This is a genomic window from Collinsella stercoris DSM 13279 (assembly GCF_020735465.1).
GTDB classification, from domain to species: Bacteria; Actinomycetota; Coriobacteriia; order Coriobacteriales; family Coriobacteriaceae; genus Collinsella; species Collinsella stercoris.
Genome location: NZ_CP085935.1, coordinates 463,401 through 482,870 on the forward strand (window position 1 = coordinate 463,401; position 19,470 = coordinate 482,870).

Genomic DNA, 19,470 nt, shown 5'->3' on the forward strand with positions numbered 1-19,470 from the left:
GGTGCGCCAACACGGTCGAATCCGCAGGCCGCGCTGTGCTATCCTTTTGAACCAAGTATGACGAGATACCTTCGCATCGCTCGAACGAGGAAGGAACGCCCATGGCAGAAGAGATGTCCAAGAACTACGATCCGGCGGTCAACGAGCCGGCCATCCTGCAAAAGTGGCTCGACGGCGATTACTACAAGCGCCGCGAGGGCGTAGGCGACTGCACGGTCACCATTCCGCCGCCCAACGTCACGGGCATTCTTCACATGGGCCACGCCACCGACGACTCCATCCAGGACGCCATCGTGCGCATGGCGCGCATGCGCGGCCGTTCGACCCGTTGGATTCTGGGTACGGACCATGCGGGCATCGCCACGCAGACCAAGGTCGATAAGAAGCTGAAGAGCGAGGGCATTTCCCGCTTGGAGATCGGCCGCGACAAGTTCATCGATGCGTGCTGGGACTGGACGCACGAGTACGGTGGCACCATCGTCGAGCAGATCAAGCGCATGGGCTGCTCGGTCGACTTCGAGGGCGAGCGCTTCACCATGGACCCCGAGTACGCCGAGGCGGTCCGCAAGGTGTTCTGCGACTGGTACCATGATGGTCTCATCTATCGCGGCAAGCGCATCGTCAACTGGTGTCCCAGCTGCACCACCGCCATCTCCGACGACGAGGCGGAGTACAAGGAGGAGAAGGGTCATCTTTGGCACCTGCGCTACCCGCTCACCGAGCCGGTGAACGGTCAGGAGTACATCGTGGTGGCCACCACGCGCCCCGAGACCATGCTCGGCGACACCGGCGTCGCCGTGAGCTCCAAGGACCCCGAGAAGGCGGCCTTCGTGGGCAAGACGGTCAAGCTCCCCATCGTGGACCGCGAGATCCCGATCTTCGACGACTGGCACGTCGATCCCAACTTCGGCTCCGGCTTCGTCAAGGTCACCCCGGCCCACGACCCCAACGACTACGCGATGGGCGAGGCCCACGGCCTTGAGAAGATCAACATCTTCGACGAGCACGCCGTCGTGGTCGAGGGCTACGGCGAGTTCACCGGCATGACGCGCGACGAGTGCCGCGAGGCCGTGGTGGCGTGGTTCGAGGAGCACGGCCTGCTCGACCACATCGACGAGCACGAGCACTCCGTCATGCACTGCTACCGCTGCGACAACACGCTTGAGCCCTGGCTTTCCGAGCAGTGGTTCGTTGCCGTCGACAAGCTCAAGCAGCCCGCGCTCGACGCGGTCAAGGACGGCCGCGTGACCTTCCACCCGGCGCGCTGGACCGACACCTACACCACGTGGATGGAGAACCTCAAGGACTGGTGCATCTCCCGCCAGCTGTGGTGGGGCCACCGCATCCCGGTCTTCTACTGCGAGGATTGCGGCTGGGAGGATGCCTGCATGGACGACGTGCACGTGTGCCCCACGTGCGGCGGCACCCATGTGCACCAGGACGAGAACGTGCTCGACACCTGGTTCTCCTCGCAGCTGTGGACCTTCGCCACGCAGGGTTGGCCGCAAAAGCCCGAGATGCTCGAGGGCCATCATCCCACCACCGCGCTCGTCACCGCGCGCGACATCATCGCGCTGTGGGTTGCCCGCATGGTCATGAGCTCGCTGTACTTCCTGGACGAGGTTCCGTTCAAGGACGTGGTGATCTACCCCACGATCCTTGCCAAGGACGGCAGCCGCATGTCCAAGTCCAAGGGCAACGGCGTCGACCCCATGGATCTCATCGACATGTACGGCGCGGATGCCATGCGCTTCAACCTGCTCACGCTGTGCACCAACAACCAGGACGTCAAGTTCGACGCCGACATCGACAAGAAGACCAAGAAGCTCAAGGGCAGCCCGCGCACCGAGCAGGCCCGCGCGTTTGTCACCAAGATCTGGAACGCGAGCCGCTTCCTGCTCATGAACATGGACGGCTACACCCCGGGCGAGCCGGTGGCCAAGACCGCCGCGGACGCATGGATGTTCAGCCGTCTGGCAAAGGCCGTCAAGTTGGTGACCGAGGGCATTGAGCACTACACCTTTGGCGAGATGGCCCGCGGCGTGCAGAACTTCTTCTGGAACGAGGTCTGCGACTGGTACGTCGAGGTCACCAAGACCCGCCTTAAGGACGATGAGGACCGTCTGCAAGCGCAGCGCAACCTGATCTTCGTGCTCGATACGTCCCTGCGCATCATGCACCCGCTCATGCCGTTCGTGACCGAGGCCATTTGGGACACCATGCCCGCGAGCTGGCTCGACATGAAGGCCGACGGTACGTGCGAGCGCGCCGAGGCCCTTATGGTCGCCGCATGGCCCGAGCCCGCGGACTTCGAGCGCTTCATCGACGAGCCCGCCGAGCGTTCCTTCGAGCTCGCGCGCGCCGTGGTGTCCGATGCTCGCTCCACGCGCGCCCGCTACCGCATCTCGCCCAAGCAGGCGCTGCCGGTGGTTGTGGCCGCTCACTCCGCCGAGGCCGCCGAGGCTCTCGAGGGCATGTCGTCGTTCATCTGCGGTTTGGCCAACATCCCCGAGATGACGGTCGCCATCGATGCCGGGTTTGCCGGTAAGCCCGAGGCGTCCATCGCGCTGGCCGGTCCGGACTTCGATGCCTACGTGGTCGTGGGCGACCTGGTGGACTTCGCCGCCGAGAAGGCCCGTCTGGAGAAGGAGCTCGCAGCCTCTGAGAAGGAGCTCGCAGCCGCCGAGCGCACGCTCTCCAACGAGGGTTTTGTGGCCAAGGCGGCCCCCGAGGTGGTTGCCAAGAAGCGCGAGCGCGCCGCCGAGCTCACCGACACCATTGCCGCGATCAAGGCCCAACTGGTCGATTTCGCGTAAACGGTCGAACGAAACAACGAGCCCCGCTGCAGTACTTGCGGCGGGGTTCGTGCTGAAGGTTGCATGGGAGAAGGGATGGACATGGCAGAGAACGAGTCGGGCACGGTGATGTTGCCACCGGCAAAGACGCAAGAGGCGTTCGTGCATATTGGATTCGCGAAGGCCCGCCTGACGCGCGGCCGTGCGTTCGTGCTGGCGATTCTCGCCGGCGCGTTCGTGGCCCTCGGCGCTTCGTTCATGCTCATGGTCCGCTCCGACGCCTCGCTGGCGCCTTCGATCTCGCTCATTCTGGGTGGACTGGCATTTTGTCTGGGACTGTTTCTCGTGCTCGTGGCCGGCGCCGAGCTGTTCACGGGCAACTGCCTCATGGTCATCGGCGCGCTCGATGGCCGATATCCGCTTGTGCGTATGCTGCGTAAATGGGCGGTCGTGTATGCGGGCAATGCCGTGGGCGCGTTGCTGGTGGTGGCGCTTTTACTCATCGCTGGTTTTCCGCAGATGCAGGGCGGTTCGGTCGGCGAGCTTGCCTGCTCGGTCGCTGCTTCCAAGGCGGCGTTGAGCCCCATGGTCGCGTTTGCGCGCGGCATCCTGTGCAACGTGCTCGTTTGCCTGGCTGTGTGGATGGGAAGCGCAGGCAAGACGGTGTGCGACAAGCTTGCCGCTGCCATTCTGCCCGTGGTTGCATTCGTGGTGCTTGGTTTTGAGCACTCGGTCGCGAACATGTTCTTCTTGCCGCTTGGTCTTGCCATTGAGGCTGTTTTTGGCGGGGCGACCGTCGCTCTTGTTGGCGTTGCGTCCAACCTCGTGTTCGTGACGCTTGGCAACATCGTGGGCGGTGTGGCTGTTGCGGCGGCGTATTGGTTTGTCTATGGCCGCGAGGACCGCAACTAGGAGGCGCGCATGAAGCGTGAGGGACTGTACCGCGTTCCGTTCGAGGTCGTTGAGCTGCCATACGAAGACGCGGTCATCATCGCTGCGGACACGGGCAAGATCTCCGGGGACGCCGGTCCGCTGCTCGAGACCGTGGTGGACATGCTTGACGAGCTCGAGCGCCCGGACGAGCACTTTGATTGCATTCAGGTCGCAGGTACGAACGGCAAGACGTCCACGACCCGTTTTACCGCTGCGATCCTGCGCGGCGAGGGGCTGCACACGGCGCTCTACACATCTCCGCAGCTGGTTCGCTATGAGGAGCGTATGGAGGTCGACGGCAAGGTCGTAAGCCCCGAGCAGTTCGCGCACGGCGTTTCAGCTGCGGCGGAGGCGGGGCGTCGCGTCAATGCGCGTCGTGCCGCCATGGGGGAGCCCTCCTACACCATCACGCCCTTCGACTTGCTGACGGTTGCCGCCATGGTCGTCTTCGCAGAGGCTCGCATCGACGTGGCGGTCCTCGAGGTCGGTTTGGGCGGTCGCTGGGATGCAACGAGTGCCACCGATCCGGTGGCGGTTGCCATTACCGGCATCGGCCTCGACCACACGCGCATCCTCGGCGATACGCTTGCTCAAATCGCCGGTGAAAAGGCCGCCGTCATCAAGCCGGGCCGATTTGTGGTGCTCGGAGAGGGCACGCACGAGCCCTCTGTCCAGCGCGTCATTGAAGATCGTTGCGCCGAATGCGGCGTTTCGCCTTGGGTCGCCGCCCATGAGGTTCTTCGTGAACCCGATCGGATCTGCGGCGCCGTGTCCTTTTGCACGACGACTGCACGAGCGGAATATCGTGTAGAGTTGCACAAGCCTGCGTATCAGCCGCAAAACGCCGCGTGCGCCATCGCGCTCGCCGAGGGTTACGTGGGCCGTGCGCTCGACGCCGCGGTTTTAGAGCAGAGCTTGGATGCTTGCCCCATACCCGGACGTTTTGATGTGGTGCGTGCCGATCCGCTCGTGCTCGTTGACGCGTGCCATAACCCGCAGAGCTGCGAGAACTTCGTTGCCGCGCTGGATGATGCCGAGCCAGATGTTTGCCGCCGCCCTGCACTTCTTATCGCTGCGCTCTCGGATAAAGATGTTTCGGGCATCGTTGACGTGCTGGTCCCCGCGTTTCCGCGCGTTATGGTGACCGCGACGCAGAGCGACCGCGCGTTGCCTGTGCTCGAACTTGCCAAATTGGTTCGCGAGAAGCTGCGGCTCCTGGGCCGTGATGAGGAAGACGCTCTCGAGGTGTTCGACAGCGTTTCCGATGCGCTCGATTGGTGCACCGCGAACGATGCTCCCGTCATCGCCGCGGGCACGATCACCTTGGCGGGAGAGGTCGCCGGTTTGTTGCGCGGATAGGTTGCCGTAAGGGTCGCGCCGCAGTGCGATGCGCGTGCGCACGACCCTGCGGACCATTGCGCTGTCAATCGCATTGTTGTTCGGCTTGCACAATGCCTGATGAACCTTATTGTCCTGGTAAAATCGCAGGTCGGTTGCGCCCAAGCGTGGTACCATCAGTCTACTGTTCGATTTTGTGAGAAATGTTCACTTGTGCGTCTCGGAGGTACGGTATGACGCTTGTATACATCGCGGTGTTCGCCGTCTGCTTTTTCTCGTCGATCATCGGCGCGGTTTGCGGCATCGGCGGCGGCGTCATCATCAAGCCTGTCCTCGACGCGCTTGGGGCGTTTCCGGTTTCGACCATCAACTTCCTTTCGGGCTGCACGGTCTTGTCCATGACGGCGTACTCCGTTTTGCGTTCGCGCATTTCCGGGGCCTCGCAGATCGATTTCAAGACGGCGACGCCGCTGGCAATCGGCGCGGCTATTGGCGGCCTGGTGGGAAAGGACCTGTTCAGCCTGGTCGAGGGCCTCTTCGACACGCCGAACACCGCCGGGGCGGTGCAGGCGGCAACGCTCATGGTCATCACCATCGGCACGCTCGTATACACCATCAATAAGGACAAGGTGGCGACCAAGCGGGTTTCGAGTGCCGTGGCTTGCGCTCTGATCGGTCTGATTCTCGGCATCATGTCGAGTTTTCTTGGTATTGGCGGCGGCCCCATCAACTTGGTGGTGCTCTATTACTTCTTTAGCATGGAGACCAAGGAGGCTGCGCAAAACTCCCTGTACATCATCCTGTTCTCGCAGGCGGCGAGCACGATCCGCAGCGTGCTGACTATGGATTTGGCCCAGGTGAGCGTGGCTCTCATCATCGGAATGGTCGTGTGCGGCATATGCGGCGGCATCGCGGGTCGCTCCATCAACAAGCATATTGATAGCGAACGCGTCGACAAGCTGTTCATCGGTCTTATGGTGGTCATCATCTGCATCAACATCTACAACATCGCCAAGTACACGGGCCTCGTGTAGCCGCGTTGCAAGTAGTGCCGTGTATGTAAAAATGGACTCGCCCTCTTGATGAACTGCCTCCCATTTCTTGGACTCAGAAGTAAAGTCCTTGAGATGGGAGGTTTTCCCATGACGATCTACGACGGTTCGGCGAGGGGGCTCGCCTGCGACCTCTTCGATCGCGGGCTCGGCTACAGGGTCGTGGCAGGGCGGATATCGTTGGCTGGGTGGAGATCGGTGCCTCGCTCGTGAGAAGGCGCATCCTATTGTTGCGGGACGCGCCCTATCGTCCTGGAGAGCGCGTGTCCCGTCGTCGCAGAGAAGGATCGTCCTATTGCAGGGTGCGTGCGATAGCGACCATATCGGGCGCAGCGTATTCGAGGAAGTCGCGATAGCCGCAATAGTCCTCGCGATAGTAGCACGTGTTGAGGCGCTTGCAGTTCTTGTGGCAGATGCGCTCGAAGGGGCAGGACGCGCACTGCGAGCAATCGCGCCGGGGCTCAGCCAAAAAGGCACGGAGTGCATCGCAGGTCGCCATGGACTCGAGTGAATCCTCTCGAATGTTGCCCAAACGGTAGCGGTCGAGCACGTAGAAATCGCATGGGTAGACATCGCCGTTGCCCTCGACAACAAACTGGGGCGCACACGATCCCAACATGCCGCACTGCTGCGGACGAATGCCTACGAACAGGGGGATCACGTTGTCAAAGAGGGTGATGCTCATGTGACCGCCGCGCTTGAAGTCCTCCAGCCACAGGCGGAAGAATGTCTTGTAGAAGCTTGCGAAGCTTTCTGGCTCCAGTGAGAACTCGTCGCTCGTCTTATCGAGTCCCGGAAGGCAGGGGATGAGCTGGACGAAGTCAAATTTATGCTGCCTATAGAAGCGGTAGAGCTTTTGCGGGTGATGGGCGAGCTGGTCGGTGAGGACGGTGAGGATGTTGAAATCCGCGCCCGCCCGCCGCAGCGCCGCGATGGCGTCAAGGACGCGGGCCATGGTGCCCTCGCCGCGCGCGTCCGGTCGCAGCCAGTCGTGCATCTCGGGGTAGCCGTCGATGGAGACGCCTACGAGGAAGTTGTGCTGAGCGAGAAATGCCGCCCAGGTGTCGTCGATGACGTAGCCGTTCGTTTGAATGGCGAGGTGGATCGTTTGCCTGGTGCGGTGCTCATCGACGTATGCGCAGAAAGACCGGAAGAAATCGAGTCCCGCGCACGTGGGTTCGCCGCCCTGGAACGCAAAGGTCACCTCGGTATCGTCTCCAAGCCCAAAAGCGCGGTCGACGATTGCCTGATAGGTTGCTGCATCCATGATGCCATGGTTTGGCGTCTCTCGATGCTCTGCCACGTCGGCGTAAAAGCAGTAACGGCACCGCATATTGCAGGTGGAACTGGCGGGTTTGATAAGAAACGAGATGCGCTTCATGGATCCTCGCAGCCGGTCGACGTTGCTTGCGTCGAGTCTAGCATGTTGATCGTTGGTGCGATTTGGATATCGACGGAGTACACTGTTTGGAGAGATGTCCAAAATGAGGAGCGATGATGAATCCCATAGATGAGTTGCGCCGTGCGTTGCCCACGCTCACCAAATCGGAGTCCAAGGTTGCAGGGCAAATCTTAAAAGACCCAAATATCATGTTGGGGAATAGTATCACCAATCTGGCAAAGGTGACCGGTGCCTCTAATTCCGCGATTATTCGCATGTGCCAGAAACTTGGATACGATGGTTTCGCCGAGTTTCGTTTTTCGTTCAATCGCGCCATGATGGCCGCTGAAAGTCCAAGCGTGGGAACGCCCGATGATGATTCACGACGACTTCTCGAGACTTATTCGCGCTACATGAACATGATTCCCCAGCGAGTGTCTATCGATCAATTCGATCGGCTTGCCGGGGCAATTGTTGGAGCGAAGCGATTGGTGATTTGGGGATGCAACAGAACGTTTCAGAGCGCCATGCAGCTCTCGCATCGTCTTACTCGTCTCGGCATATTCAATAAGCCGACTAACGATGTCATTGTTATGTCCGACGACGCCGCCATTTTGGAGAAAGGCGACGTGTGCATTGTTTTTAGCATGCAAGGCAGGGGCAATGCCAGATATTCCGAAGACATGGACTTGATGCGTGAGCGGGGTGTGGATGTGCACCTTGTTACAATGGATCGCCATTCGTGCATGTTGTCTCACGCCGATACTGCCTACGTGCTGCCCTGGATCAGCCATGACGATTCAATCAATTTCTTTGAAGACCAGATTATCGTATATATGTTCATCGAGATGCTGCTCTTGAACGTATCCAAAAGGTTCGAGTAGGTCCAAGCGGCAAATGGATATAAATCCAGATAATGCCGTTTACAGTGAAAAACAATCCATTCACGGACTAATATCCAGATAGTTATGGATATACATCCAGATTAACGTATCCTCCTTCTCAAGAAACGGTGCAGGGCCCGGGCCGTTTCGTTTGACAGCATTCGAGAGAAGAGGGAAGAGATGGAGAAATTCCAAGCTCTCATGGAGAAGTCGCTGGTGCCATTTGCGACTAAGCTCTCCAACAACAGGGTGTTGAAGGCGATTTCCGGAGGCTTCGGCATGTTGCTGCCCATCATTATGGTGGGTGCCGTTGCATCGCTACTCTCTGGATTGAGCATCACGCCGTATCAGGATTTCATCACCGCGAACGGCCTTAAGACGATTTTCACCTATGTGACGACGTACACCACTAACATGCTGTCGCTGTATGCGGCATTCGCCATTGGCAAGTGCATGGCCGAGCAGCTCGACTGTGAGGGTCAGTCCTCCATCATTGGTATCGCCTCACTCTTCGTGTTCCTGCTGCTTATTCCCGCTGGTGTTGCTGCGGACGGTACGGCAGTGACGAACATGATCGATATGACCTACTTTGGTTCTGCCGGCCTGTTCTCCGCCATGATTATCGGCGTCGTTGTCCCTGCGATCTATTCCGTCTTCATCAAGAAAAACATCACCATCAAGATGCCCGATGGCGTTCCCCCGTTTGTTTCCAAGGGATTTGCCGGCATCATCCCAGTGCTGTGCATCACCGTCCTGTTCGTCGTCGTTCGTCAGCTTTGCTGCCTCACCCCGTTCGGCTCTTTTGATGGCATGATTTACGGCCTGCTTAAGGCGCCGCTCGCTTCGCTGAGCGAAAGCCCGCTCACTTTTGGTCTGCTGGTGCTCCTGTGTAACCTTCTGTGGTTCTTCGGCATTCATGGCGGTATGGTCACCATGCCTTTTATCACCATGCTTTACATGCCTGCCGCGCTTGAGAACCTCGATGCCTTCGCCGCGGGCACAGCCGCCCTGCCCAATATCCTCACGAACACCTGGTGGTTCACGTTTGTCCAGCTCGGCGGTTCTGGCGGTATCATTGGTCTCGTCCTGTGTATGCTCTTCGTCGCCAAGAGCGAGCGCTACAAGTCTCTTGGCAAGATGGCCATTGCCCCGGCGCTCTGCGGTGTTTCCGAGCCCGTTGTGTTCGGCATGCCCCTCATGCTCAACGTCATGATGTTTATCCCCATGATTTTGACCCCGTTGCTGAGCTTTGTTCTCTCTTATGCTGTGACCTCGTTTGGCCTCGTCCCGGTGCTCAACGGCATGCAACTCCAGGCTGGCACTCCCGTGTTGCTCTCAGGCTTCCTCACCGGCGGTTGGCAGGCCGCGGTGTGGCAGGTGGTGATCGTCGCTCTTCAGTTCGCTATCTACCTCCCGTTCTTCAAGATACTTGACCAACAGGCGTACGCCGACGAGCGGGCAGCTGCCAAGGAGGCGTAATCGCTCATGGATAATCGCTCCAACATCGTGTGGTTCGTTGCGGATCAGATGCGCGCGGATTCGATGGCCCATTTGGGCAACCCGGCGGCGAGTACCCCCAATCTCGACGCCATGGCGCAAGAGGGCGTTTCCTTTGCGGACGCATATTGCCAAAATCCTGTATGTGTTCCCAGCCGCTGCAGTTTCCTTACCGGCCTGTACCCCCACACGCTCGGCCATCGCACGATGCACTTCATGATGCATCGCGAGGACCCCAATATCCTCAAGACCATGAAGGAGGCCGGGTATGAGGTCGTGTGGATCGGACGCAATGACTTCATCCCGGGCTCGTGGAGCAAGGAGCGGTATTGCGATCACTTCTTCGATGGGACTGACCTAGTCGACAAGGTGGACGTTGAGGGCCTTAAGATGCATTTCGGCGGGAAGAACCTGCCTGAACCCGAGGTCCCGGAAGTATACGATGGCTTTGACTTAAAGTACTCGTTCTTCCAAGGCAGGTATCCCGAAGGCTCGCTCGATCATGACCTCGATTGGAATTGCGTGAACGCCGCCTTGGCCTTTCTGGATTCCATCAATTCGGAGAAGCAGGAGAAGCCGTTTTTCATCTACTGCACGCTCTCGTTCCCTCATCCTCCATACGGCTGTGAAGAGCCCTGGTATTCGCTCATCGACCGTGCGGCCCTTCCTCAGCGTCGTCCCGATGTGGAGAAGCTGAAGGGCAAGGCGAGCATACTTACCGCCATTCGCGAGCGTCAGGATATGAAGGGCTGGGGCGAGCCTCAATATGATGAGATGCGCGCGGTGTACCTCGGCATGGTTGCTCGTTGGGACCATATGCTCGGTCTCGTTCTCGACAAACTGCGCGAGCGCGGGCTGTACGACGATACGACTGTTTTCGCCTTTAGCGACCACGGCGACCTCACGGGCGATTACGGAATCGCCGAGAAATGTCAGAACTCGTTCGAGGATCCTTTGACGAACGTGCCGCTTGTGGTCAAGCCCGCTGCGTCTTTGAAGGTTGAATCTGGTGTGCGCCAAGGGACGGTCGGGCTCATCGATCTCCCCGCCACGGTAGCCGATATCGCGGGTATCGATCTTGGCTATGTACAGTTTGGCAATTCTCTGTTGGATGTCATTGCCGGCGGAAAGACTCCGCATGACGCGATCTTTTGCGAGGGTGGCCGAATTCACGGGGAGTGGCAGGCGATGGAACCTGAACATGGTCCCGAGTCTGCCTATTGGCCGCGGATTTCGGTCCAGCATGAAGAAGGGCCGGCACACACGAAGGGCGCCATGGTCCGCATGGACAACTTCAAGTACGTTATGCGTCTTTATGAAAACGACCAGCTTTATGACCTTGAGGCTGACCCAATGGAGCTCGTCAACCTGGTCGATGACCCCGCGTACGCCCCTACGGTCATCAAGCTGCGCGAGCGGCTCTTGAGGTTCTATATGGAGACTGCGGACTATGTTCCGCCGAAATTTGATAAACGTTAGGAGTGACTATGGCAGTGTCGGAAGAGGTCCAGCTGGTCAGCTTTCAGATCATAGCAAGTGTGGGAACTGCGCGTTCTTGTTATATCCAGGCGATTGATTGCGCTGAGCGGGGTGATTTCGAGGGTGCCGAGAAGCTAATAAAGGAGGGCGAGGAACAGTTCCGCGCCGGTCATGACGCACATTTTGGGTTGATTCAGAAAGAGGCGGCGGGGGAGTCGAGTGAGTTCGCGCTCATCCTCATGCACGCCGAGGACCAGCTCATGAGCGCCGAGGCTTTTGGGATCCTTGCCCGTAAGATTGTGAGCGTTTACAAGAAGATGGAGGATTGTATCCATGCGTAACATCAAGTTGTTCTGTGCCGCGGGCATGTCCACAAGTATGCTGGTAGAGCGTATGAAAGCGGCTGCCGCTGACCAGGGTTATGAGGTCGAGATTGCGGCCTATGCCGTCTCTGAGTCGTCCAAGCTCGGCGGGGATGCGGATTTCATCTTGCTTGGCCCGCAGGTTCGCTTCGAGGTCGACCGTATCAAGGCCTTGTTCCCGGATAAGCCGGTTGAGGCGATAGATGCGGTCATGTACGGCACCATGAACGGCGTCGGCGTGATCAATCATGTCCGCGAGGTCCTTGGGGACTAGCGACGAGGGCGGCCTGCGTTTACCCGGGTCAATTGCTTTCCAGGGTCATTGGCCCGGTTTCGCGTTCCAGATTTCTTCGCCTTTCCAGCTCACCGCTCGTCGGGTCGATTTGACCGTTGGCCGCAATACTACCGTCTGTCCTTGCGAATCATTGAGCCAAAGGTGTAAAAAAGAAACGTTCAATCGCATATCACGCGTCAACAGGGCGTGTAACTGTTTCGAGCAGGCAGGACCCGGGTTGATAGAATCATTCCTCACAGGGATTGTTCTATCAACTCGGGTTTTTCGTTTTGAAGACCGTGATATCGAGCTGGGGAGGAGTTTGCTCGTGAAGCTCACCAAGACGCTCAACAATAACGTCGCCGTCGCACAGGATAACAATGGCTGCGAGTTCGTAGTTATCGGACTGGGCGTCGGCTACGTTGAGCGTGGTGCCGAGATTCCCCAGGAAAAGGTCGAACGCGTCTTTTCGTCCGTCGAGCAGCAGAGCCAGCTCTATCAGCTCGTCGAGTCGATTCCGCAACGCTATTTCGACCTTGCCCGGGAAATCGTTGACTACGCTCAGAGCACGCTCAGCGTTCGTCTTGCCGACTCCATCTACATCGCGCTCACCGATCATATTGCCTACGTGCATGAGCGCGCGCAGAAGGGGCTCCTTCCCAAGAATTCGCTGACCTGGGAGATCAGCCAGTACTACCGTCGAGAGTTCGAGGTGGGCAAGAAGGTCGTCGAGCTCCTTGAGGATGAGCTTGACGGAACGAGCGCGTTGCTCGGCGATGCCGAGGCGGCCTCCATCGCGTTGCATCTTATCAATGCAGAGCAAGAGGAGGCAGGTTCTCGGCAGGGAATCGAAGAGCTCAAGCTCATGAACCAGGTCATGCAAATCATTCGGTATCAGGCGCATCTCGTGTACAGCGAGGGCGATCTTGACTATCAGCGTTTGGTCGTGCACGTGCGCTTCTTTGTGCAGCGCGTATTGGGTGGGGAGCGGTCCCAAGTGCCCGGCGCGTTGTCCAAGATGGTGCGGGAGAGCTATCCGGAGGCGTATTCCGTAGCCGAGCATGTGCGCGCATTCGTTGAGGGGAAGCTCGCGCGCTCGATTGGCGATGAGGAGATCACCTATCTCATCATCCATATCGCACGTCTGCTCAATAGAGCATGAGGCTAGGAGGAACCCGTGGCTAAAAAAGACTACGATGCCCTCGCCAAGTTCATCTTGGATCACGTGGGTGGCAGCGAGAACGTGGTGTCGTTGCGGCATTGTGTCACGCGCTTGCGTTTCAAGCTTAAGGATGAGAGCCGCGCCGACACCGAGGCACTCAAAAACCATGAATGGATTATCGATGTCATTCAGAAGGGCGGCCAGTACCAGGTCGTTATCGGCAACGACGTCGAGGACGCATTCGATGCAGTCATGAAGCTCGGCAAGTTCGCGGGCGCTTCTGAGGACGCCAAGGTGGCCGACGACGAGGGTAAGAGCCTGTTTGATCGTCTGGTCGACATGATCTCGTCCATCCTGACTCCCGTGATTCCCTTGCTGGCAGGTTGTGGCATCATCAAGGGTCTTCTTGCGTTCTGCACGGCGCTCAAATGGATCGACCCGACTTCGGGCTTTGCGCAGATCTTGTCTGCAGCCGGTGACAGCCTGTTTTACTTCTTCCCGGTCTTTTTGGGATACACCTCGGCCGAGAAGTTTGGCATGAACAAACTCCTTGGCATGGCGATTGGTGCCACCCTCGTGCACCCCACCATCGTGAACCTGAAGGCCGCCGAGCCCCTGTTCACGCTCTTTGAGGGTTCCCCCATCGCGACGAACGTGACGACGACGTTCCTGGGAATTCCGGTGCTGATGGTGAGCTATACGTCGAGTGTTATGCCCATCATCGCCGCCACTTTCTTTGGTGCGCGCGTTGAGAAATTCTTCAAGAAGATCGTGCCCGATGTCGTCAAGATGTTCGTCGTGCCTGCTGCCACGCTTGCGATAACGGTCGTTCTCACCCTACTCCTTGTCGGTCCTGTTGTTACGTGGGCGAGCCAGCTCATCGCTGCGGGCATTACCGCGGTTCAAAAGTTCAGCCCCGTTCTCACGGGTGTGCTGGTGGGCGGTCTTTGGCAGGTTCTTGTTGTGTTCGGCCTACACCATGCGTTTACGCCCATTGCTCTCAATAGCTTGATGGTTCAGGGGTACGAGAACCTTACATGCTACATGGCCGCCGTTCCGTTCACGACCATGGCGGTGGTGCTTGCCGTGTACCTGCGCACGAAGGATAAAAAGCTCAAGTCCGTTGCTCTGCCCGCTGCCATCTCGAGCTTCTTTGGCGTGTCCGAGCCTTCCATCTATGGCGTTACGCTTCCTCTCAAGCGTCCCTTCGCCTTCACTCTCGTGTCTTCCGCTGTGGGCGGTGCCATCCTTGGCATGTTTGGCTGCATGCGTTACACGCAGGGTGGTCTTGGGTTCTTCAATATTCCTGCCTTCATCAATCCCGCCGCTCCCGAACTCGATATGACGTTCTACGGCGTGTTCATCGCTATCGGCGTTGCCATGGCAATGGGCTTCCTGCTCACGTTCTTCTTTGGCGTTCCTGCTCATGCTACGGCTCGCAATGTCGCCGATGCCACGTCTGACGTGGGGGCCGACGGCCAGATCAAGCAGGAGGTCTTCGTGGCGCCGGTGGCGGGCGAGGTCGTCGCGCTCGAGGACGTCGATGACGAGGTGTTCGCATCGGGATCCGTTGGAAAGGGCGTTGCCGTCAAGCCGTCCGAGGGCACCGTTGTGGCGCCTGCCGATGGCGAGGTGACGATGCTCTTCAAGACCGGTCATGCCGTGGGCATCACGACCGCCTCTGGCGCCGAGCTGCTCATCCACATTGGCATCGATACGGTTCAGCTCAACGGCCGCGGGTTCACGCCTCAGGTCAAGGCGGGCGATGTGGTCAAGAAGGGCCAGCCCCTCGTGACGTTCGACCGCGCCCTCTTGACCTCCGAGGGTTATGACGACACCGTTATCTTTGTGGTGTCCAATGCCGGAAACTTCCAGGATGTCGTGCGTTCGCAGGAGGCTGCTGCGCGCACCGATCGCGAGCTGCTCGCGGTGCTCGTCTAGATCAAAATAGTTGGGCGGGGTCGCCGGCTTTGTACCGTCGGCCCCGCATGCCACAGGCGGCTGAAAGGAGTCCCACGCATGCGTGCGGTTATGCTCATGTTCGATACCCTGTCTCGGGCGTATGTGTCTCCATACGGCTCGGACGCTGCGCTCACGCCAAATTTCGCGCGGCTTGCAGAGCACTGTTGCACGTTCGATCGCTTCTACGGCGGCTCCATGCCGTGCATGCCGGCCCGCCGCGAGCTCCATACCGGGCGCTATAACTTTTTGCACCGCAGCTGGGGACCGCTTGAGCCGTTCGACTATTCGTGTTTCCAGGCGCTCAACGCTGCCGGCGTGTATGCGCACCTCATCACCGACCATTCTCACTATTGGGAGGACGGGGGCGCCACGTACCACAATCGTTATAGCTCCTGGGAGGGATTTAGAGGCCAAGAGGGTGATCGGTGGGCTCCGCGCGATGTGGTTGAGGGACTTCCGGTGCATATGTCCCCGCTGCAAAAGGTCAAGGGGCCCAGCCCCATTCAGCATGAGGCGAATAAGCGTCGTCAGCCCCGTGAGGAAGATATGTCGACGGTGCGAACAGTGACGGCGGGGCTGGAGTTCCTTTCTTCCCACGCACAGCGCGACAACTGGTTCGTTCAGATAGAGTGCTTCGATCCCCATGAGCCGTTTGACGTGCCGCAGGAGTATCGCGCTGCCGCAGGCTTGTCCGATGCGCCTCGGCTCAACTGGCCGGCGTATGGGGCCGTGGATGTGGACGCCCATGTCGAGGAGCTCGATGAATGCCGTCGTGAGTATGCGGCATTGGTCGCCCTGTGCGATGCGCAGCTCGGCCGTGTGCTCGATGCGTTTGATGAGTACGGCCTATGGGAAGACACGCTTCTTATCGTGAATACCGATCACGGGTTTTTGCTGGGTGAACATGGGTATTTGGGTAAGAACTTTTGGCCCATGCACCAGGAGATCATTCACACGCCGTTCTTTTTGCACGTGCCCGGGGTTGATGGGGGCACTCGTTGCTCGGCGCTCTGCCAGACGATCGACCTTGCGCCGACATTGCTCGACTGGTTCGGCGTCGATGCGGATGTCGAGATGGACGGTCGCTCTTTGCTTCCTGTAGTGCGAGATGGCGCGGCGGGCCATGCATATGCCCTGTTCGGGGCCCACGGAAATCACGTGTGCGTTACCGACGGCGACTACGTGTACATGCGCGCCGCCGCGCGCGAGGACAATGAGCCCTTCGTGGAGTGCACGCTCATGCCAACGAACATACGCGGGTTTTTTTCACGCGAGCAGCTTAACTCTGCCGAGTTGGTGACAGGTGGCCGCTTTACCAACGGCTGGCCATACCTAAAATGCCGTTCGCGCACGTATATGAATTCGTATACGTTCGGTAGCTCCCTTTGGGACGTGCGCTCAGGGGAGGAATGCATCGAGGACGCTGAGATTGAGTCGCGTTTGCTCTCTGCGCTCGTTGAGGAAATGAGAAGGGTCGAGGCGCCGGAGGAGGAGTTCGCGAGGCTTGGGCTCGGCGTGTAAGGCGGTTGCCCGCGGGGGTCGCGGGCTCACCGGATGGGGCGCCTGCGTGTGCGTGACTCGCTGCGACTTGCGGAGTTTGCCATATAGCGGCCTACTTGTATGCACGCGACTCGTTGTGACTCGCGAGATTCTTCGCATGGTGGCCCGCCTGTACGTGCACGGTTCGCGGCGTTCTCCATATAGCTGAGTTCCTGCGCATGCGCGGCTTGCGGGGCGCTTCGCATGGCAGCGCATCTGCGCGCGTGCGGCTTGCGCGCTTGTGACGCCTGGGTGATCGAGGGTTCGCTTGGCTTCCAGTTCTTCTGATCCTCGGCATTCGGACGCAGCCACATGAAAAAGCGCCAATGGGAATATCTTTCGATTCTCCCATTGGCGCGAGGCTTTTTATGCGTTTTTGGACCACGCATACCGTTGGTTTGCGTGGCCCCGGATTGTGTGCACCGTTGGTTTGCGTGCGGCTGAACTGTGCGTGTCGCTGATTTGGCTGCGACCGGACCGTGCACGTCGCTGATTGGTGTCCTGCTTTCCCTTACAGGAAACGGTATTGGACCGTACCCACACCGACGCTCACAAAATTCAGGGCGCGTGCGACGGCGGGCTGCATGTCGATCACGCGGCCGTGCGCATAGGGTCCACGGTCGTTCACATAGGCGATGACCGAGCGTCCCCCGTAACGAATCTCGACACGCGTGCCAAGGGGCACGTTGAGCATGGCGATGCCCATCGAGGTCTCGGTGACCTTCTCGCCGCTGGCGGTGGTTCCGCCCATAAACCCGTCGCCGATGCCGTAGTAGGATGCGACGCCCGTCAGCCAGCCTCCGGTCGACTCGGATGAGCCCGAGTTGGACGAGCCCGAGTTCCCGCTGTCACCCGAACCGTTAGAGTTGTTCGAATTGCCGGACCCATTGCCCTGGGCATTGGTTCCGCCGTTCTGCTCGCTTTGCGATCCATTGCCGGACCCGCCGTTCTCAGGCTGAGTTGTGGACTCGCCGTTGGGGTTGGCGGCATTCTGTTGAGCGTCTTGCTGGGCTTGGAGTTGCGCTGCCTGCTCGGCGGCCTTGCGAGCGATCTCCGCCTCGGCGGCGTCCTCCGCATTCGCTTTTGCCTGCACTTTTGCGGCGGCGCTTTGCGCTTGCGCATACGCTTCGGAAGCGCGTGCGAGTTCGGCATCCGCCTGGTCCTTGGCTCGTCCCAATTCGTCAAGCTTGCCGTTCAGCTCATCCTCGAGCTTGTTGAGCTCATTGAGGGCAGAGACATTTGCGTTCTGAACAGTGCCCAGGTATTTGGAAAGGTTGATGAAGTCGGCAAATGACTCGGCATTCAACAGCAGGCTGATGGTGCCTCCGTTTGAGGAGTGCGTCTTATACAGGTCGCTCGCTGCGTCCGCCGCGCGTTGTTGGCGCGCGGGGAGCAGGTCCTGCTCGATGTGAAGGATCTCGTCCGCGATTTCGGCAACCTGTGCGTTGAGTTCGGCGGCGTTCGAGGTCGCCTCGCTGTAGGTGGATGAGGCGCTCGATAGCTGCCCTTGCAGACGATTGAGCTCGGCGAGCGTCTCGGAGGACGCGGCGTACGCGGGGGTGGGGGAGAGGGTGAGCGCCTGTGTGGCGCCGGACATCACAAGTGCGCCCGTCAGACCGATGGTGCATGCAAGGCGCGCAGCGTGCGCGCGTTTGTGCCGATGCGTATCGAGAGCCATGTAAAACCGCCTTAGGTTGCTGACGGCATTCAGTATAGTTCAAGTCTCACCTTAAAGTTGAGCTTCAAGGTTTCCGCATATGCGGAGATGAGGTTCGGGGGATAGGGTTCGTGCGCGCAAGCGATATTTGAGGATATGAACGGTTTTAGGATATGAACGACTCCATGTTGAGAGCGATTCTTCTCGGCACTATTTCCGCAGGTAAATGCCTATAACGTTGATGGAGGATATGAACGATTCATTCATATCCTCCAGTTGCGCCAAGGAAATCGCTCATATCCTCACACCGTTCATATCCTCAGATCGCCCGCATCCTCACGTCACACATATCATTAGGCTGACCGTTACTCCGGGTCGTTCATATCCTCAGACCGAGCTTTACTCCAGGTCGTTCATATCCTCAGGCAGACTTTCACCCCAGACCGACCTTCACTCCAAGCCGTTCATATCTTCCGATCGTTCATTTCCTCAACAACTGGCAAGCTTCTGCGCGTCAACGTTCATGCTGGCCACAAGGTCGACGCCTGTACCCAAAAGATCGCTCATCACAACGTCTTCCATGCGCACAGGTGCGGTGACGCTCGCATGGCGAATATCTTGCATGGCGCGCAGGTGAAGGTCTCGGGGAATGGGGCGCGCGGTTCGCACGGGAAGCAGCTTTTCATCGCCTCCGCGGACCACAATGGTCGTCGCGAGAATACGCATGGGTCGGATAACTTCTTGCTCGGCAAACTTACGCCCTCTTGCGCAACGGTTGCCCTGGACAGAGAGGACGTGTTCAACCCCGTTTTCATCAATGCAAGTCTCTATGGTGAGGGCACATTCTGAGGGGCAGGTGGTGCAGTGAAAGTGGCGCGTCGTACACGCGGCGGTAGTCGTTCCGATTACAGCGCCATCGGGGTTAATGCTGGTTGCGATGCCATCGGGGTTCATGCGGGCTGCGATGCCATTGTGGTTAACCCCGGCTGCGGTGCCTTCGGAGCTAACGCCGCTTGCGATGCGGCCATGTTTAACGCCGCTTGCGCATGCGCCTTGTGTATGCTCCTCGTAAGCTTGCTCGCACGCACCCGCCGTGTTGTTTGCGCTCTTTATGTCAGGCTTCTCTTCGCTCGTCATATCAGCCTTCTCTTCCAT

15 protein-coding genes are annotated in these 19,470 nt (G+C 59.0%); 12 read left to right on the plus strand and 3 right to left on the minus strand.

Annotated features, from left to right (window positions below; all coding sequences use genetic code 11):
- The first annotated feature begins 101 nt into the window (after window positions 1–101).
- From LK434_RS02020 to LK434_RS02035, 4 genes are all read left to right on the plus strand, one after another.
- Entirely contained in the window at window positions 102–2,816 is a 2,715-nt protein-coding gene (locus tag LK434_RS02020) for a valine--tRNA ligase (RefSeq protein WP_006721536.1), read from the plus strand.
- Window positions 2,817–2,897: 81 nt separating this feature from the next.
- The gene (locus LK434_RS02025; RefSeq protein WP_040361348.1) at window positions 2,898–3,707 is read left to right on the plus strand and encodes a formate/nitrite transporter family protein; all 810 of its coding nucleotides are present in this window, start codon (window positions 2,898–2,900) and stop codon (window positions 3,705–3,707) included.
- Between the two features lie 9 nt (window positions 3,708–3,716).
- Window positions 3,717–5,087, plus strand: coding sequence for a bifunctional folylpolyglutamate synthase/dihydrofolate synthase (locus tag LK434_RS02030; RefSeq protein WP_006721534.1), 1,371 nt, complete (start codon window positions 3,717–3,719; stop codon window positions 5,085–5,087).
- Window positions 5,088–5,299: 212 nt separating this feature from the next.
- Window positions 5,300–6,100, plus strand: coding sequence for a sulfite exporter TauE/SafE family protein (locus LK434_RS02035; protein WP_006721533.1), 801 nt, complete (start codon window positions 5,300–5,302; stop codon window positions 6,098–6,100).
- 310 nt (window positions 6,101–6,410) lie between these two features.
- Here LK434_RS02035 and LK434_RS02040 read toward each other — a convergent pair whose 3' ends face one another.
- A complete protein-coding gene (locus LK434_RS02040; RefSeq protein ID WP_006721531.1) occupies window positions 6,411–7,499 on the minus strand; it encodes a radical SAM/SPASM domain-containing protein in 1,089 nt (362 codons plus the stop codon).
- Window positions 7,500–7,615: 116 nt separating this feature from the next.
- On the opposite strand from LK434_RS02040, the gene LK434_RS02045 reads away from it, so the two are divergent.
- From LK434_RS02045 to LK434_RS02080, 8 genes are all read left to right on the plus strand, one after another.
- Entirely contained in the window at window positions 7,616–8,383 is a 768-nt protein-coding gene (locus tag LK434_RS02045) for a MurR/RpiR family transcriptional regulator (RefSeq protein WP_040361344.1), read from the plus strand.
- Window positions 8,384–8,584: 201 nt separating this feature from the next.
- The gene (locus tag LK434_RS02050) at window positions 8,585–9,862 is read left to right on the plus strand and encodes a PTS sugar transporter subunit IIC (protein ID WP_227917800.1); all 1,278 of its coding nucleotides are present in this window, start codon (window positions 8,585–8,587) and stop codon (window positions 9,860–9,862) included.
- A gap of 6 nt (window positions 9,863–9,868) precedes the next feature.
- Window positions 9,869–11,359, plus strand: coding sequence for a sulfatase-like hydrolase/transferase (locus tag LK434_RS02055; RefSeq protein ID WP_006721528.1), 1,491 nt, complete (start codon window positions 9,869–9,871; stop codon window positions 11,357–11,359).
- A gap of 8 nt (window positions 11,360–11,367) precedes the next feature.
- Entirely contained in the window at window positions 11,368–11,700 is a 333-nt protein-coding gene (locus LK434_RS02060) for a PTS lactose/cellobiose transporter subunit IIA (RefSeq protein WP_006721527.1), read from the plus strand.
- Window positions 11,693–11,995, plus strand: coding sequence for a PTS sugar transporter subunit IIB (locus LK434_RS02065; protein WP_006721526.1), 303 nt, complete (start codon window positions 11,693–11,695; stop codon window positions 11,993–11,995). The genes LK434_RS02060 and LK434_RS02065 overlap by 8 nt, the downstream gene beginning before the upstream one ends.
- A gap of 328 nt (window positions 11,996–12,323) precedes the next feature.
- Entirely contained in the window at window positions 12,324–13,157 is an 834-nt protein-coding gene (locus LK434_RS02070) for a PRD domain-containing protein (protein WP_040361342.1), read from the plus strand.
- Window positions 13,158–13,172: 15 nt separating this feature from the next.
- A complete protein-coding gene (locus LK434_RS02075) occupies window positions 13,173–15,098 on the plus strand; it encodes a beta-glucoside-specific PTS transporter subunit IIABC (RefSeq protein WP_006721524.1) in 1,926 nt (641 codons plus the stop codon).
- 78 nt (window positions 15,099–15,176) lie between these two features.
- Complete coding sequence (locus LK434_RS02080) at window positions 15,177–16,640, plus strand: sulfatase (protein ID WP_006721523.1); 1,464 nt, start codon at window positions 15,177–15,179, stop codon at window positions 16,638–16,640.
- Window positions 16,641–17,169: 529 nt separating this feature from the next.
- Here LK434_RS02080 and LK434_RS02085 read toward each other — a convergent pair.
- Together LK434_RS02085 and LK434_RS02090 are read right to left on the minus strand one after the other, a co-directional pair.
- Window positions 17,170–18,336 (minus strand): septal ring lytic transglycosylase RlpA family protein, encoded by a 1,167-nt coding sequence (locus tag LK434_RS02085; protein WP_006721521.1) that lies wholly within the window; start codon window positions 18,334–18,336, stop codon window positions 17,170–17,172.
- A 468-nt stretch (window positions 18,337–18,804) separates the two neighbouring features.
- Complete coding sequence (locus tag LK434_RS02090; RefSeq protein ID WP_006721520.1) at window positions 18,805–19,470, minus strand: DUF1667 domain-containing protein; 666 nt, start codon at window positions 19,468–19,470, stop codon at window positions 18,805–18,807.